Consider the following 16,468-nt stretch of genomic DNA (forward strand, 5'->3'; position numbering starts at 1 on the left):
CCGCCCGCCGCAAGCGGCGCGTACGGCGGCGCGCGACGGCCGCCGCGGTGGTCGCCGCCTGCCTCGCCGGCGGCGGCGCCTGGTACTTCGGCCCCGGTCCGGGCGGCGGCGCGGACGGGAGCGACACCGTCGCCGCGGCACCGACCACCCCCGTCACCGACCTCGCCGCACCGGCCGGCAGCCCGTCGGACTCCCCCTCGGCCTCCGCGTCCGCCTCGCCCTCGCCCTCCGCCTCCGCCTCCGCGTCGCCGTCCGCCTCCCCGTCGAAGAGCACCGGCGCGGCCAAGAGCCCGAGCCCGGCGAAGACGACCTCCAGGCCGGCGAAGAAGCCGCAGCCCCGGCCGACCCGCACCACCGCCGAGGCCCCGCCCGCGCAGCCCGCCCCCGCCGGGACCGTCGCGCAGGTGATCGCGCTGGTCAACCAGGAGCGGGCGAAGGCCGGTTGCGGCCCGGTCACCGGGGACTCGCAGCTGGACGCCGCCGCGCAGGCCCACTCCGACGACATGGCCGCCCGGAACTTCTTCGAGCACACCAACCCCGACGGCAAGGACCCCGGCGACCGCATCACCGCCGCGGGCTACCGCTGGTCCACCTACGGGGAGAACATCGCCCGGGGCCAGCAGACGCCCGAGTCGGTCATGGACTCCTGGATGAACAGCCCCGGCCACCGCGCCAACATCCTCAACTGCGCGTTCAAGAACCTCGGCGTGGGCGTCCACAAGGGCTCGGGCGGCCCGTGGTGGACCCAGGACTTCGGCACCCGTATGTGACGCTCCCCAACCGCGCCCCCCGGCTCGGCGCGCACGGCGCGGCTCAGAACCCGCCGCCGAAGTCCCCGCCGCTCCCGCCCCCGCCGAAGTCGCCGCCGCCTCCGAAGTCCCCGCCGCCGAAGCCGCCGCCGAAGTCGCCGGGATCGAAGTCCGCGCCGGAGACGTCGCCGCCGCCGTACCCGCCGAAGCCCCCGGCGTCGCCGCCGAAGTCGCCGTAGCCCGTGCCGTAGTACGCGCCGTAGGCGGGGGCGGACATCATGCCGCCGAGCAGGGTGCCGACCAGGAGGCCGGGGAGGATGCCGCCGCCGAAGTAGCCGCCGGCCCAGGGGCCGTAGGCGGGACCCGCGTCCCAGTAGGGGCGGCGGCCCCAGTCGGTGTCCACCTCGCGGACGACGGGGTCGCGGCCGTCGGCCAGCCGGGTGGCGTCGGCGGCGCAGACCGGGACCTCGCGGGGCGCGCCGCCCACGGGGGTCCAGGTGGCGTCGGCGACCGAGGGGCCGTGGCGCGGGTCGAAGAAGCAGGGCGGGCGGCGTTCGGGCAGCGGGCGGCCCTCGCGCCGGGCGGCGAGCTGCGCGAGGCTGAACCGGCCGTCCTCCAAGGCCGCGGTGACGGCCCGTACGTCCTCGGGTTTGCGGGCCTCGGCCATGGCCTGTTTCGCCTGGTCGTAGGCGTTGAGCGCGCGTTCGTAGTCGGCGCGCATGGCGTCGGTCGCGCTGGCCTCGGCCGGGTGGAAGTCGAGGCGGTCCAGTTCCTCGCCGAAGGCGGTGATGTCCTCGTCCACGACGACCCGCAGCCGTTCCAGGGCGGCCCGCTGTTCGGCCGCCTTGCGGCTGCGGCCGCGCCGGACCAGGGCGTACGCGCCGATGCCGCCCGCCACCAGCACCGCGCCGGCGGTGATCAGCGCGGTGCTCGACGCGCCGCCGTGGCCCGCGCCGCCCCAGGAGGCGGGGGCCGAGCCGCGCATGTTGGCGAGCGCCCGGTCGGTGAAGTCGGTGAGCTGGGTCCTGGCGTCCTCGCCCTGGACGCTGGTGACCAGGTTCTGGACGGCGGTGCGGGGCAGCACCGAGGAGTCGGCGCGGGCGTCGAAGCGGTCGCCGAGGCGGACGGCGTACGCGCCGGTGATGCCGGTCGCGGTGCGCAGGTCGGTGAAGAGGTCCTGGGTCGGATAGCCCGCCGGGAGGACGGCGACGAACAGGGGTTTGTCGGCGTCCTTGATCTTGCGGGCCAGCGCGTCCGCGTCGGCGGACGACAGCTGCGCCCGGGCCGCCGGGTCGACGTAGACGGGGCTCTTGCGCAGCGCCTGGGCGACGGCCGAGACGGAGGTGTCGGCGGCGGCCGGGGAGACGCCGGTCGCCAGGGCGGCCATGACGGCCACCGCGAGCGCCAGCAGCAGCTGTACGGGGACGCGTGCTCGGGACACAGCGACGGCCTTCATACTTCGAAATTACCGGAAATCATCCTAAGAGGCGTGAATCGGTTGTCCGGACGGGATGACCGCTCGGCCGGCCCCGGAGCACGCGGGAGCGCCCCACGAGAGCGGCGCGCCCCCGCCCCACGAGAGGCGCACCCCCGGGAGACCCGGAGGTGCGCCTTCCCTGCGGTGCGGCTACCCGGTCATGCCGCCCGGTACGCCGCCGTCAGCCGTTCCACCGCGGCCCCGTACTCACCGGTCAGCAGCAGGTGGTCCGCGTCGGCGAAGGGCTTCGCCACCGCCGCGCTCATGCTGTTCGCGGCCTTCTGCTGGACGATCAGCCGGGCCTTGTCGACCAGGGCGCGGCCCGCGTCGGCGGCGTGCGCCCGTTCGGCGAGCGTCGCGGCCAGGCCGAGCGCCTTGAGTGCGGCCGTCCCGCCCGTCGGCGTCTTCGTCAGGGTGGTCAGGCCCCAGCCGTAGGGGAACTGCGGGTCGTAGCTCGCGTCGCCGACGTTGATCGGCAGCTGCGCCTCGCTCCTGGGCCAGGTCACCGGGAGCTTGCCGGTGAAGGCGCGCTTGCCGTAGAGCACGTCGGCCACGCCGTCGCCCTCGGTGCCCGGCAGCCAGGAGGCGACCAGGGCGTCGATGTCGCCGAGGCGGTCGCCGATGAGCTGCGGGCGGCCGGAGACGACGAGCACCGCGCACTTCATCGCCGAGCACACCTTGTCCACGGCGGCCTGGTCGGCGGCGGACAGCTCCATGCTGTGGCCGTTGCCCACGTCGCCGACGCCCTCGGCGTACGGGGTCTCGCCGACGACGACCACGCCGACGTCGTAGCCGCTGGTGGGCGCGGAGGCGTCCTTGGAGTAGGTGACGTTCCCGCCGGCGTTCTTCATGCCCTCAAGGATCGTGGTGCCCTTGATGATGTTCCCGGAGGAGCCCTGCCAGGTGATGGTCCAGCCGCCGGTCTGGTTGCCGATGTCGTCGGCGTCGGACCCGGCGACGTAGACCTTCTGGCTCTTCTTCAGCGGGAGGACGTTCCCGGCGTTCTTCAGCAGCACCTGCGACTCGGCGGCGGCCTTGCGGGCGACCGCGCGGTGGCCGGCCGAGCCGATCCGCGCGGCGCCCCGGGTGTCGGTGTAGGGGTGCTCGAAGAGGCCCAGTTCGAACTTCTGGGTCAGGATGCGGGAGACGGCGTCGTCGATCCGCTTCTCGCTGATGCGGCCCGCCTTCACCTCGTCGATCAGGGTGGAGGTGAACTGGGTGTAGCTGTACGGCACCATCATCATGTCCACGCCCGCGTTGACGGAGGCGGTGACCTGCGCGGGGTAGGCGCCGGGGAGCTGGTCGAGGGCGTTGTAGTCGCTGATGACGAAGCCGTCGAAGCCCATCCGGCCCTTGAGCACGCCGTTGATCATGTCGCCGCGGGCGTGCATCCTGACCGCGCCCTTGCCGTCCCCGGCGATGTCGAGGGACGAGTAGGACGGCATGACGGTGCCGATCCCCCGGTCCACCGCGTCCTGGTAGGGCGCGAGGTGGATGTCCTCCAGCTGCTGCCGGGTGACCTCGGTGACGCCCTGGTCGATGGTGTAGGCGCCGGTGGTGGAGGAGCCGTACGTGGTGCCGCCGTCGCCGACGAAGTGCTTGGCGGTGGCGAGCACCTTGTCACTACGGTCCAGGTCGCTGCCGTCGGCGCGGCCCTGCAGGCCCTGGATCACCGTCTCCATGGACGTCACCAGCGCCGGGTCCTCGCCGAAGGACTCGTAGGAGCGGCCCCAGCGCTCGTCGCGGGTGACGCACAGGCAGGGCGCGAAGTCCCACTGGGGTCCGGAGGCGCGGACCTCGGCGGCGGTCACCGCGCCGGCCTGCTCGGCGAGCTGCGGGTCGCGGCTGGCGCCGAGGCCGATGTTGTGCGGCATGATCGTCGCACCGGCCAGGTTGTTGTGGCCGTGGACGGCGTCGACGCCGTAGACCAGCGGGATCTGGAAGCGGGTGGCCCGGGTCTGGAGCTGGTAGCCGTCGATCATCTTCGCCCAGGCCTCGGCGGTGTTGGGCGTGGGCGTGGAGCCGCCGCCGGACAGCAGCGAGCCGAGGGCGTAGCCGGCGATGTCTGCGGGGTTGCTCATCGCGCCGCGCTCGGCCTGGGTCATCTGCCCGGCCTTCTCGGCGAGGGAGAGCCGGGACACGAGGTCGGCGACGCGCTTCTTCACCGGCAGCCCGGTGTCGAGGTAGGGCAGCCCGTGGGCGTCCACGACGACCTGCGGTTTCTGCGCGGGGGCCTTGGCGCCGGTGACGGTGAGGTCCAGCGGGATCGTCTCGGCGGCCTCGGCGGCCCTGTCCTTCAGGGTGCGCACCTCGACGGTGCGCGAGGTCCCGGAGGCGGTGCCGGCGGGGAAGGTGAGGGCGCCGGAGACGGGGGCGTAGTCCTTGCCGGCCTCGGCGGTGCCGCCGGAGGTGCGGTAGGCGACCGTGACGGGTTCGGTGATCGGGGCGGAGCCGGTGGTGGCGACGGTGATCCGCACCTTCGCCGTGCCGCCCTCCTTCACCGGGTAGACGGGCGCGTCGGTGGTGACGGAGGCGCGCAGCGTCTGGTCGGCCTTGCCGTACAGCTCCACGCCGTCCATCGCGAAGCGGCCCTCGACGCCGGTGGGCAGGGTGAGCGAGTAGCCCCACATCTGGGTGAGGCCGAGGACGTGGTCGATGCCGCCGACCGGTTGGTAGTCCGTGCGATAGGTGAAGTCGGCGAAGGGCAGCTCGATCTGTTTCCAGCCGGTGAAGTCGTCGGTGAAGGAGGTCGTCCACAGCTCGGACGCCTCGCCGTTCGCGCCGCCGTCCTTGATCTCGAACGGGATCTTCCTGCCGTTGTTCTGGCCCTCCCACCACAGGCGGATGCCCTTGTGGGCCGACCAGTCGTGGGCGGGCCGGTCGGTGGCGTAGTCGTGGGTGAAGCCGCCGTAGCCGCTGATGTCGTAGGTCCCGGTGAGGACCTTCTCGCCCTCGGGGGCGTCGGGGCGGGCGGTGAGCCGGAGGGCGGGCGGGTCGTCGCTGTCACCGCCCCAGGTGAAGATGCCCTCGGCCGGCTGCCCGGCGAACGGCACCTCGCCCTCGAAGCGGTCCACGGGCACGGGCGCGGGATCGTCGGCGGCCGGGGCCGCCTGCGCGGCGGCGAGCGGCACCAGCGCGGTGAGCAGGGTGGCGGAGGCGAGCAGGGCGGTTCTTCGCATGCACGGACCTTCCCTCGTCCCAGGGGCTGCTCGGCCCCGGGGGCGTCCCGGGGCCGGCTCAGGGGTTTCCTGCGGCTCAGCATTCACTCATGGCTTAGATCAGGGCGTGAGTTAAATGGGGCGGCGGCGATCCGTCAAGACTTCACACCGGAACTGGTACGCGGCTCAACTCACGGCCGCTTCCGGGCCGTTGATGCTTCGACCAATGAACGCACACCCCCTTGACGGGCCGTCCCGGCCGTCATTTACTCACGGCTCGCACGCCTCCCCTCCCCCACCTTCCGAAAGGGCGGCGCACGATGAGAAGACCCTCGCGCACGGTCACCTCGCGCACGGTCCGGCTGCTGCTGGCCGGGCTGCTGTCCACCGCCGGACTGACGACCCTGGCCGCGCCGAGCGCGCACGCGGCCGGCGAGCAGGTCACCGCCTGGCTGACCACGACCGACGACAGCGGCGGGCGGCATGTGGTGCGCGGCCTTGAGCCGCAGACGCCGTTCGCCTTCCAGGCCGGGACCGGCGGGTCCGGCGAGAACATCACCGTGGACGAGAACACCCGCTACCAGACCTTCACCGGCGGCGGCGCCTCCTTCACCGACACCGCGGCCTGGCTGATGAACAGCAGCGGGGCGCTCTCGCAGGCGACACGGGACGCCACGATGCGCAAGCTGTTCTCACCCACCGACGGCATCGGCCTGTCCTTCCTGCGCAACCCGATGGGCGCCTCCGACCTCGCCCGCTACGGCTACACCTACGACGACGTGCCGGCCGGGCAGAGCGACCCGTCGCTGGCGAAGTTCTCCCTCTCCCACGACCTCGCGGACGTCGTCCCGCTCACCAAGCAGGCGCTCCAGCTGAACCCGTCCCTGACGGTGATGGCCTCGCCGTGGACCGCGCCGGCCTGGATGAAGGACAGCGGGCAGCTCAACGGCGGCTGGCTGAAGGCGGAGGACTACGGGGCCTACGCCTCGTACTTCGTGAAGTACGTGCAGGCGTACAAGGACCAGGGCGTCCCCGTCTCCTACGTCACCGCGCAGAACGAGCCGACCTGCTGCTCGGGCTACCCGTCGATGAGCTGGAACGCGAGCGGCCTGCAGTACTTCCTCAAGAGCGAGCTGCTGCCCAAGCTCCAGGCGGCGGGCCTGAGCACCAAGGTCCTCGCGCTGGACTGGAACTGGGACACCTACGACTCCTACGCCGCCCCCAGCGTGGACGACGCCGCGATCCGCACCCACCCGAACTTCGGCGGGATCGCCTGGCACGGCTACGGCGGCGACGTGACCAAGCAGACCAGCGTGCACGACCAGTACCCGTCGCTGGACGCCTTCGGCACCGAGCACTCCGGCGGCACCTGGATCGCCGACCAGCAGCGCGAGGACATGTCCGACATCATCGACTACACCCGCAACTGGGCGAAGTCGGTGACCAAGTGGTCGCTGGCCGTGGACCAGAACATGGGCCCGCACAACGGCGGTTGCGGCACCTGCACCGGGCTGATCACCGTGCACGACGGCGACGGCAGGTCGGGCCAGGTGGACTACACGATCGAGTACTACACGATGGGCCATCTGACGAAGTTCGTCCGCCCCGGCGCACAGCGCATCGCCTCCACCGCCTCCACCGCCGTGCCGAACGTCGCCTGGCGCAACCCGGACGGCTCCAAGGCGCTGATCGCCTACAACGGCGGCACCGGCGCCAAGACCGTCACGGTCAACTGGGGCTCGCAGCACGCCACTTACTCGCTGCCCGCGAAGACCTCGGCCACCTTCACCTGGTCCGGCACGCAGTCCGGGGGCGGCGCGAGCACCGGCGCGTTCACCGGCCTCGCCGGCAAGTGCCTGGACGTGGCGGGCGGTTCGAGCGCCGACGGCACGGCGGTCCAGCTCTACGACTGCAACGGCAGCGCGGCGCAGCAGTGGACCGTGCAGGGCGACGGCACGGTGCGGGCGCTCGGCAAGTGCCTCGACGTGACCTCGGGTTCGACGGCGAACGGCGCGAAGGTGCAGCTCTACGGCTGCAACGGGACCGGCGCCCAGCAGTGGTCGTACAACGCCGCCACGGGCGATGTGGTGAACACGGCGGCGGACAAGTGCCTGGACGTCACGGACAACTCCTCGGCGAACGGGGCGCGGGCGCAGATCTGGTCGTGCACCGGGGCCGCGAACCAGAAGTGGCGGCTTCAGTAGCGGCGGCGGCTCCGGCAGGGGCGCGCGGAGGGCGGCGAGGTTGAGCCGGGCGTGGCGAGGGCGGCGGGACCGAGCCGGGCGCGGGGCGGCGGGGCCATGGCCGGGACCGGTGGTCCGCGCTGCGGATCGGCAAGGGCCGCGACATCCTGGACCGTATGACCACACCGCGGGACCTGCTGATCGTCGCCCTGGACGTGCCCGGTACGCGCCCCGTCGAGCAGGGCGACCTGTCGCTGGCCCTCGCCGGGGCCGAGCTGGCCGACCTGCTCGCGGCGGGGCGCGTCGCGCTGGACGGCGAGACCGTCGTACCGGAGCCGGGCGGGACGGGGCCGGGCACGGGCGACCGGCTGCTGGACGAGGCGGCGGCCGCGCTGGTCGCCGAGGCCCCGTACGAGCCGGTCGAGGAGTGGCTGTGGCGGCGCGGGCGCGGGCTGGCCGCCGCCTACGTCTCCGTGCTGGAGGCGGAGGGGCAGCTCGCGACGCCGCGCCGCCGGCTGATGCCCCGGGGGACCGAGCGGCTGGTGCCGGTGGACGGCCCGGCGCGGCGGTCGGCGGGCGACCGCTGGGCCTTCCACGAGCCGGTCCTCGCCGGGCTCGCCGCCGCGCTGGGCATCGAGCCCGAGGGCGCCGGAGAGGTCCCCGTCCCCGAGGACGAGGCCGCGGTCACGGTGCTGGCCGCCGTGAACGGCGCGGTCACCGAGCTGGAGGGCGTGCGGCAGCGGCGGCGGATCGAGGACGCGGCGTTCCAGAACATCTGGCGCGGACCGTGAGGCGCGGGTCCTGAGAAGACGTGCCTCGGTGCCGTACGGCGACCGGCCGGGTCTGCGCCGATCGCCGTACGGCACCCGGCGGGCGGCCGGGGGCGGGCCGGGTCAGGCGGCCGGTTCGACGCCCGCGCGCAGCAGGCCGTAGGTGTACGCGTCCTCCAGGGCCTGCCAGGACGCGGCGATGACGTTCTCGGCGACGCCGAGCGTGGCCCACTCGCCCTTGCCGTCCGAGGTGGAGATCAGGACGCGGGTGGTGGAGGAGGTGCCGTGCTTGCCCTCCAGGATGCGGACCTTGTAGTCCACCAGCTCCAGGGCCCCGAGCTGGGGGTAGATCTTCTCCAGGGCGACGCGCAGGGCGCGGTCGAGGGCGTTGACCGGGCCGTTGCCCTCGGCGGTGGCGACGATGCGCTCGCTCTTGGCCCACAGCTTGACGGTGGCCTCGTTGGCGTGGGTGCCGTCGGGGCGGTCCTCCACGATGGCCCGCCAGGACTCCACGCTGAAGTACTTCAGCGGCCGGCCCTCGGCCTCCGCGCGCAGCAGCAGCTCGAAGGAGGCGTCGGCGGCCTCGTAGGTGTAGCCCTTGAGCTCGCGTTCCTTGACCCGCTCCACGACCCGGCCGACCAGTTCGCGGTCGCCGCCGAGGTCGATGCCGAGTTCCTTGCCCTTCAGCTCGATGGAGGCGCGGCCGGCCATGTCGGAGACCAGCATCCGCATGGTGTTGCCGACCCGCTCGGGGTCGATGTGCTGGTAGAGGTCGGGGTCGACCTTGATGGCGGAGGCGTGCAGGCCGGCCTTGTGGGCGAAGGCGGAGACGCCGACGTAGGGCTGGTGGGTGGAGGGGGTGAGGTTGACGACCTCGGCGATGGCGTGGGAGATCCGGGTCATCTCGCGCAGCCGGCCCTCGGGCAGCACCTGCTTGCCGTACTTCAGTTCCAGGGCGGCGACGACCGGGAAGAGGTTGGCGTTGCCGACGCGCTCGCCGTAGCCGTTGGCGGTGCACTGGACGTGGGTGGCGCCGGCGTCCACGGCGGCGAGGGTGTTGGCGACGGCGCAGCCGGTGTCGTCCTGGGCGTGGATGCCGAGGCGGGCGCCGGTGTCGGCGAGGACGGTGGCGACGACGGCCTGGATCTGCGCGGGCAGCATGCCGCCGTTGGTGTCGCACAGGACGACGACGTCCGCGCCGGCCTCGGCGGCGGCCCGCACGACGGACTTGGCGTACTCGGGGTTGGCGCGGTAGCCGTCGAAGAAGTGCTCGCAGTCCACGAAGACGCGGCGGCCCTGGGCGCGCAGATGGGAGACGGTGTCGCGGACCATCTCCAGGTTCTCCTCCAAGGTGGTGCGCAGCGCCAGCTCCACGTGCCGGTCGTGCGACTTCGCCACCAGGGTGATCACCTCGGCGCCCGCGTCCAGGAGCGCCTTGACCTGCGGGTCGTCGGCCGCCTTGGCGCCGGCCCGCCGGGTGGCGCCGAAGGCGACGAGCCGGGCGTGCTGGAAGTCGATCTCCTCGCGGGCGCGGGCGAAGAACTCGGTGTCGCGCGGGTTCGCGCCGGGCCAGCCGCCTTCGATGAAGCCCACGCCGAAGTCGTCGAGGTGCCGAGCGATGGCCAGCTTGTCGGCGACGGTGAGGTTGATGCCCTCGCGCTGGGCGCCGTCGCGCAGGGTGGTGTCGAAGACGTGGAACGAATCGTCCAGCCGGCTGGTTTCGGTCATGTCTCAGGGCTCCTGAAGTGGGATCTCGGTCGTACCGGAATGACCGGCTCCACCGTCCCCCCAATACTCCCTCGCGCCTCGCTCCCGGCTGCGGGTGGGCCAGGAAAACGAAAAACCCCTCGCGGGTGCGAGAGGTCTGCGCGCGGGTCGAGGACGACGGTGGCCGTCCGTACCTGGTCGTACGTGACGGTCACTGCGGACCGGCGCGCCTGCTGCCAATAATCATGGCGAACGAGAGCACGGGGGCAGTCTGGCACAGTCCCGCCCCCGCACTCACCGCCGTCTCAGGATGCGGGCGTCAGCTTGGACGGCCCCTCCGCCGTCACCCGGGTCAGGTCGAGGTCGCGGGTCTCCCGCATGGTGACGTAGACGACGAGGGAGACGGCCGCGCAGCCCGCCACGTACCAGAAGAAGCCGGACTCGGCGCCGGCGTTCTTGAACCACAGGGCGACGTATTCCGCGGTGCCGCCGAACAGGGCGTTGGCGAGGGCGTAGGGCAGGGCGACGCCGAGGGCGCGGACGCCGGTCGGGAACAGCTCGGCCTTCACGCAGGCGTTGATGGAGGTGTAGCCGGTGACCACGACCAGGGCGAGCAGGGAGAGCCCGAGGGCCGGCCAGTAGCCGTCCACGTGTCCCAGCAGCGTCATGACCGGCACGGTGAGCAGGGTCGAGCCGACGGCGAAGGTGATCAGCAGCGGGCGGCGGCCGATCCGGTCGGAGAGGCGGCCGGCGAGGGGCTGGAGGCAGGCGAAGACGATCAGCGCGGTGAAGGAGACCAGGGTGGCGGTCGACTTGGACAGGCCCGCGGAGTTGGAGAGGTACTTGGTGAGATAGGTGGTGTACGTGTAGTACGCCACCGTGCCGCCCATGGTCAACGCCATCACGAGCAGCGCCTCGCGCCGGTGCCGCCACAGCGCGCGCAGGGTGCCGCGCTCCTCGCCGCCGGTGTCGTCGGTCTCGTAGACCTCGGTCTCCAGCATGGAGCGGCGCAGGTAGAAGACGACGGCCGCGCCGAGGGCGCCGACGACGAACGGGATGCGCCAGCCGTAGCCGTGCAGGGCGGCGTCGGACATCGTGCGCTGGAGCACGATCTGCAGGCCCAGTCCGATGATCTGGCCGGCCGTCATGGACACGTACTGGAAGCTGGAGGCGAAGCCGCGGCGGCGCGGGTCGGAGGCCTCGGTGAGGTAGGTGGCGCTGGCCGCGTACTCGCCGCCCACGGAGAGCCCTTGCAGCAGCCGGGCGACCAGCAGGACGAGCGCGCCGCCGTAGCCCGCGACGGCGTACGTCGGCGCGACGGCGATGAGGACGGCGGAGGCGGACATCAGGGTGACGGTCAGGGTGAGCGCCGCCTTGCGCCCCCGCCGGTCGCCGACCCGGCCGAGCAGCCAGCCGCCGACGGGCCGCATGAAGAACCCGACGGCGAAGATGCCGGCGGTGTTCATCATCTGCGCGGTCGGGTTGCCGTGCGGGAAGAACGCCCCGGCGAAGTAGGCGGCGAAACTGGCGTAGACGAACCAGTCGTACCACTCCACCATGTTCCCGGCGGACCCGATCCAGATCTTCTTCCACTGCTCGCGCGTCGTGCGTGCCGTACGTCCCGTGGTTGCCGTGAGTTCCATGGGGGGTGACTGCCCCGGCGGGGCGCGGGCGACGCACGGTCAGCGGTGCAGGGACTCGTCCAGGAACTCCCGTACGTGGCCGATGACTTTCTCGCGGTCGGTGCCGCGCAGGCCGATGGCCACGTGGATGGAGAAGCCGTCGAGGAGGGCGCGCAGACGGGTGGCGAAGCGGTCGGCGTCGACGGGGCGGAACTCGCCGCGGGAGACGCCCTCGGCGACGAGGGCGGCCAGGTCCCGGTGCCAGGCGCCCTCGATGGCGGCCTGCCGGTCGCGGGCGTCCTCGACGGCGCCGAGGGAGCGGTTCCAGACCTCCAGCCAGAGCGTCCAGTGGGGGTCGCGGTGGCCGTCGGGCACGTACAGGTCGACGTAGGCGGCGAGGCGGTCGCGGGCGGGGGCGGGGCGGGCGAGCAGCCGCGCCCGCTCGGCGCCGAGCCGGCTCTCGCTCCACTCCAGGGTGCGCAGCAGCAGCTCGTCCTTGGAGCCGAAGTAGTACAGCAGGTGCCCGCTGCTCATCCCGACGGCACGGCCGAGCGCCGCCATGGTCAGCTTCTCCAGACCGCGCTCGGCGATCATCTTCATGGCGGCGGCGAGGACCTCCTCGCGGGGCGGCGCGTTCCGGCGCGCCCGCGCCCCATCGGCCATCTGCGACTCTCCTGACGGGTTCGTGACTTCGGCTGGCGCCGGGTGACGCGGTGGATGCCACCGCGGGGCCATCTTCTCAAGAGCGGGGCGGCCGTCACCGCCCGGACCTCCCGCTCGCGCGCCGCCCGGGCCCCGTCGCGAGCGGCATGCGCCGAGCCGGCGGCGTCGTCACGACGCGCGGTCGGGTCCGGGGACCGGGCAGGCGACCGCCGGGTCGGCCACGGGCCGCGCACGAGTGGCCTTCCTCGTGTCCGGGTGTCAGTGCAGTGCCTCGATGGCACGCAGGACCAGGGCGCGGGCGTCGGCGCCGTACACGGCCATGGCGCGCAGTTGCTCGAAGGCCTGCAGATACAGGGCCACTTCGGACGGCTGGGTGATACGGACCCGGGCCGCCATCAGCTCGACCGACACGAGTTGGTCATCGTAGACGTGGAACAGTTCCTGCGGCCACAGTCCGCGCGGCGTGCTGTGGGGGATGATCCCCAGCGACACGAGGGGCAGCGCGCCGGCGGTGAGGAGGTAGCCGAGCTGGGCGGCCATTGCCTCGGCGTCGCCGAGCTGGTGGTAGAGGACGCTCTCCTCCATGACCATGACGAAGCGGTGACCGGGCTGGTGGATGATCTGGGAGCGCTGCACGCGGGCGGCGGCCGCCGCTTCGGCGTCGTCGGGCAGTTCGAGGAAGTCGGCCGTGGCCGACAGGACGGCGCGCGCGTATCCCTCGGTCTGCAGGAGGCCGGGCACCAGGGTGGGCGAGTAGATCCGGAACAGTTCGGTGGATTGGTACAGCTGGAGGTAGCTGTCCTGCAGGCGCTTCAGGCCGGCGCGCACCTTGCGCCGCCACTCGACGTACGCGGACTCCGCGTCCCGGGACTCGGCGATGATGTCGTCCGCCTGGTCCTCGGCGTCGCAGGCCTGGCACCAGCGGCGGATGTCGTCGGGGGTCGGTGGTGTGCGGCCGTTCTCCAGGCGGCTGGTCTTGGGGTGGGTCCAGCCGCAGCGCACGGCCAGTTCCGTCCCCGTGAGACCGGCGTCGGCGCGCAGGTCCCGCAGGCGGCGCGCGACGCGTTCGCGCGCCTCCTGTGCTGAGGAGGAGGGGGAGGTGGCCATGTGCTGCGCCCGGGCCTTTCGTGTGGTGCTACCGGATCTTGTATTCGTGATGCGGGATGGCGCGTTCCCACACGGCTTCGAAGGCCTGAGCGCACAGGCGCGCCGCGGCCGGATCCTCGCTGACCTCGCCGGGTGCGCTGGCGCCGTCGCCGGTGAAATGGTTCCAGCGGACGAGGCGGTTGTCGATCAGCCAGAAGTCGTTCCCGGGCAGGGCGATGTCCGACGCGCGCCGGCGGGGCAGCCAGCGCACCGACTCGCCGGCGGCGAGGTTGACGCCGGTGACCGCGTGCTCGTAGCGGATGTAGTCGCTGACCGGCTCGGACACGATGCGGGCGCGGCGGACGACGACCCCGCGCGCGGTGATGCGGCGGATCAGGCTGGTCCAGGGCGCCCAGAACGGGGAGTCCGGGTCGGTGTCCGCCTGCCCGGTGGCCTGCCACCGGGCGAAGAGGTCTGCCTCGCTGGAGACCCCGTAGCTGTCGCGCATCTCGAGGTGGAGGGCAGAGCTTCGGGCGCTGTCCAGCAGGTCAGCGAAGCTGGGCACGCTCTGCGGCATCGCACGCCTCCCTCAGGATCGACGTCATGCGGGCGGGGATCCGCACGACTTGCTCGTGGTCCGGGATGCCGACGGCATGGCCCGGCGCCTGGAAGCGGGCACACTCGGCCTCCGTCTCGGCGTCCGGCTTCCACCCCTGGATGACGACTTCGCCCTTGCTCTCGTCGACCCAGACCGTGGGGCTTTCGCCCTGACCAGTGTTCGGATCGATGCCGATGAACCGTAGTGACATGGCATTCTCCAGCGCTCTCAGATGTGCACGGGTGTTCACCACACTCAGCCACCAGAAGTTCCGGCGACAAGCCGTTTCCCGGCCATTGCACCCGTACGGGTGGTGTCGTGAACATTCGCGAACATCACTGGCAGTGCCGCGCATCACACTCCTAGCGTCGGCCGGGACGACAAAGCCCCGGCGAGGCGGTCACCTCCCGGGGCTGTGGCCGACGCCCGAGGAGCGCCGACATGACGAACGGTACCGTCGCAGCACCCACCCCAGCAGCGCCCGCCGCCTTACCGGGGCTCACGGCCGCCGTCCGAGAGGTTCTGCGGCTCCCGACCCGTGACACCGTCACCGACAGCCAGGCCCGCGGCGCCGACTGCGTATGGTGCGGCCGTGGTGCGCTGAACGCCGAGACGGCCGTGGACCTGGGCGAGCGGCACGACGAGCCCGGCACCGGCTGGTTCCCGCGGGCCTGCCTCAAGTGCACCGCCGACCGCGCGCACAAGGGCCTCTTCGCGCACACCCCGGCGTGCGAGCAGTGCGTGGACGAGGCCGTGCTCTGCCCGGTCGGGCGGACCCTGTACCGGCTGGTGCGGGAGGGACGGCGCGCATGATCTGCGACCGCTGCGACCAGCCCGTCGAGGGCGAGCCGGAGGTCATCCCGGTCGACTCGGCGTCCGGGGCCGCGCCGGACGTCTACCTCTGCCCTGTGCCCTGCCGCCCGACCACGCCTCGGCAGACGGCCCCAGCTGGGCAGCGCTGACTCCCGGCCCCCGGCACTCCCGGCCCCGGCGCGACGGTGTGCCGGGACCGGGGCCGGGACCGGGACCGATCCGCACCGCCGCCGGCGAAGACACGGCAGCACGAGCGGATCGACCGCCTTCCCGTCAGGGGCGGCGGCGAGAACGATGGACACCCCGAAGGAGAACACGATGAAGAACACGCTCACCCGGTGGACGGCCGGAGGCGGCGACGGCGGAGGCGAAGGCGGTGACGGCCTGCCCGGCGAGCCCTGGCCCGGCCCCCAGGAACCGCCGTCCCCCGACGGCGGCCCGAGGTTCCTCGGCTGAGATGGCACTCAGCGGAGCGGAGGGGGAGCTGACCGCGCTGGGCCGCTTCCTCCTTGAGCGCACGTGCCTGACGCCCGACTGGATGCCGGCCTTCGTCGCCGTGCCCCGGTCGGCGTTCCTGCCGGACCGGGTGTGGCCGTACGACATGGCCACCGGCGGCACCGTCGCGGTGGACCGGCGCGACGAGCCGGAGCTCTGGGCCGCCTACGCCGACGCCGACGTACCGATCGTCACCCAGTGGGACGACGGTGCGGGCGACAGCCGTGGCCGCGTACCGACGTCGTCCGCGTCCATGCCCTCGGTCGTCCTCCGTATGCTCGCCGCCCTCGACGTCCGAGCCGGACACCGTGTCCTGGAGATCGGCACCGGCACCGGCTGGAACGCCGCGCTCCTCGCGCTGCGGCTCGGCGTGGACAACGTGACGAGCGTCGAGATCGACCCGGACGTGGCCGACGCGGCGCGCGGTCGTCTGGCGGCCGGGGAACTCCTGTGCACCGTCCTCACCCGGGACGGCGCGGACGGCGACGAGACCGGCGCCCCGTACGACCGCATCATCGCCACGGCCGGCGTCCGGCACATCCCGCCCGCGTGGCTGCGCGACTCCGCCCCCGGCGGCCGCATCGTCGCGCCGTGGGGAACGCACTTCAGCAACGAGGACGCCCTCGTGCGCCTCGACCTGGCGGAGGATCAGGCGTCCGCGTCGGGCGGTTTCCTGGGACCGGTGGAGTTCATGAAGCTGCGCTCCCAGCGGTCCCCGTTCGCCGGCCACCACGCGTACGTGCCGGACGGCGTGAGCGGCGCCGACCGCAGTACGACGACCGTGACCGAGGAGCAGTTGCTCGGCGGCGGGCGCTTCGCCGTCACACGGTTCGCCGTCGGGCTCAGGGTGCGCGACTGCCACCACCAGGCGGCGGCCGGGCGCGACGGCGCCCGGCCGGTCTGGTTCTACGGTCTGACGGACCGGTCGTGGGCGTGTGTCATGTTCCGCGAGGGCCGGGCCGAAGCACGGGTCTGGCAGTCCGGTCCCCGCCGCCTGTGGGACGAGGTGTCGGCCGCCCTCGCCTGGTGGCGGGCGGCCGGCGAACCGGGCTACGAACGGTTCGGCCTCACGGTCACGACGCACGGCCAGTACGCCTGGCTCGACCACCCGACGGACGCCTGGGACCTCTGAAGCCGGCCCTGTTCC

General features: G+C 72.9%; 14 protein-coding genes. 6 read left to right on the forward strand and 8 right to left on the reverse strand.

The annotated features are described in order from the left end of the window. Positions 1–770: CAP domain-containing protein (locus tag K7787_RS25590; protein WP_223003086.1), on the forward strand; the 770-nt coding region annotated here is incomplete at its 5' end. A gap of 43 nt (positions 771–813) precedes the next feature. On the opposite strand, the gene K7787_RS25595 is transcribed toward K7787_RS25590, so the two are convergent. Both K7787_RS25595 and K7787_RS25600 read right to left on the reverse strand, forming a co-directional pair. Beyond that, positions 814–2,205 carry a hypothetical protein gene (locus tag K7787_RS25595; protein ID WP_223003087.1) on the reverse strand — a complete coding sequence of 464 codons (1,392 nt, stop codon included), beginning with the start codon at positions 2,203–2,205 and terminating at the stop codon, positions 814–816. Between the two features lie 179 nt (positions 2,206–2,384). Then, positions 2,385–5,405: a glycoside hydrolase family 3 protein gene (locus K7787_RS25600; protein WP_223003088.1), complete on the reverse strand. Its 3,021-nt coding sequence runs from the start codon at positions 5,403–5,405 to the stop codon at positions 2,385–2,387. Between the two features lie 299 nt (positions 5,406–5,704). Here K7787_RS25600 and K7787_RS25605 point away from each other — a divergent pair, with 299 nt between their 5' ends. Continuing rightward, positions 5,705–7,588, forward strand: coding sequence for a ricin-type beta-trefoil lectin domain protein (locus K7787_RS25605; protein ID WP_223003089.1), 1,884 nt, complete (start codon positions 5,705–5,707; stop codon positions 7,586–7,588). Between the two features lie 155 nt (positions 7,589–7,743). Beyond that, a complete protein-coding gene (locus tag K7787_RS25610; RefSeq protein ID WP_223003090.1) occupies positions 7,744–8,358 on the forward strand; it encodes a GPP34 family phosphoprotein in 615 nt (204 codons plus the stop codon). 102 nt (positions 8,359–8,460) lie between these two features. Here K7787_RS25610 and cimA read toward each other — a convergent pair whose 3' ends face one another. The 6 genes from cimA to K7787_RS25640 form a co-directional block, all read right to left on the reverse strand. Further along, on the reverse strand, positions 8,461–10,065 hold the full coding sequence (cimA, locus tag K7787_RS25615) for a citramalate synthase (protein ID WP_223003091.1): 1,605 nt from the start codon (positions 10,063–10,065) through the stop codon (positions 8,461–8,463). A gap of 284 nt (positions 10,066–10,349) precedes the next feature. Beyond that, positions 10,350–11,687, reverse strand: a complete 1,338-nt coding sequence (locus tag K7787_RS25620) for an MFS transporter (RefSeq protein WP_223003092.1) — start codon at positions 11,685–11,687, stop codon at positions 10,350–10,352. 39 nt (positions 11,688–11,726) lie between these two features. Beyond that, on the reverse strand, positions 11,727–12,329 hold the full coding sequence (locus tag K7787_RS25625) for a TetR/AcrR family transcriptional regulator (protein ID WP_223003093.1): 603 nt from the start codon (positions 12,327–12,329) through the stop codon (positions 11,727–11,729). Positions 12,330–12,587: 258 nt separating this feature from the next. Then, positions 12,588–13,436 (reverse strand): helix-turn-helix domain-containing protein, encoded by an 849-nt coding sequence (locus K7787_RS25630; RefSeq protein ID WP_223003094.1) that lies wholly within the window; start codon positions 13,434–13,436, stop codon positions 12,588–12,590. A 28-nt stretch (positions 13,437–13,464) separates the two neighbouring features. After that, on the reverse strand, positions 13,465–13,992 hold the full coding sequence (locus tag K7787_RS25635) for a DUF6879 family protein (protein ID WP_223003095.1): 528 nt from the start codon (positions 13,990–13,992) through the stop codon (positions 13,465–13,467). Next, positions 13,964–14,224 (reverse strand): hypothetical protein, encoded by a 261-nt coding sequence (locus K7787_RS25640; RefSeq protein ID WP_019983040.1) that lies wholly within the window; start codon positions 14,222–14,224, stop codon positions 13,964–13,966. The genes K7787_RS25635 and K7787_RS25640 overlap by 29 nt, the downstream gene beginning before the upstream one ends. A 230-nt stretch (positions 14,225–14,454) precedes the next feature. Here K7787_RS25640 and K7787_RS25645 point away from each other — a divergent pair, with 230 nt between their 5' ends. From K7787_RS25645 to K7787_RS25655, 3 genes are all read left to right on the forward strand, one after another. Beyond that, complete coding sequence (locus K7787_RS25645) at positions 14,455–14,826, forward strand: hypothetical protein (RefSeq protein ID WP_223003096.1); 372 nt, start codon at positions 14,455–14,457, stop codon at positions 14,824–14,826. A gap of 318 nt (positions 14,827–15,144) precedes the next feature. Beyond that, a complete protein-coding gene (locus K7787_RS25650; RefSeq protein ID WP_223003097.1) occupies positions 15,145–15,282 on the forward strand; it encodes a hypothetical protein in 138 nt (45 codons plus the stop codon). A gap of 1 nt (position 15,283) precedes the next feature. Continuing rightward, positions 15,284–16,453: a methyltransferase domain-containing protein gene (locus tag K7787_RS25655; RefSeq protein WP_223003098.1), complete on the forward strand. Its 1,170-nt coding sequence runs from the start codon at positions 15,284–15,286 to the stop codon at positions 16,451–16,453. The last annotated feature ends 15 nt before the right edge of the window (positions 16,454–16,468 follow it).

The organism is Streptomyces sennicomposti (genome assembly GCF_019890635.1).
GTDB lineage: Bacteria > Actinomycetota > Actinomycetes > Streptomycetales > Streptomycetaceae > Streptomyces > Streptomyces sennicomposti.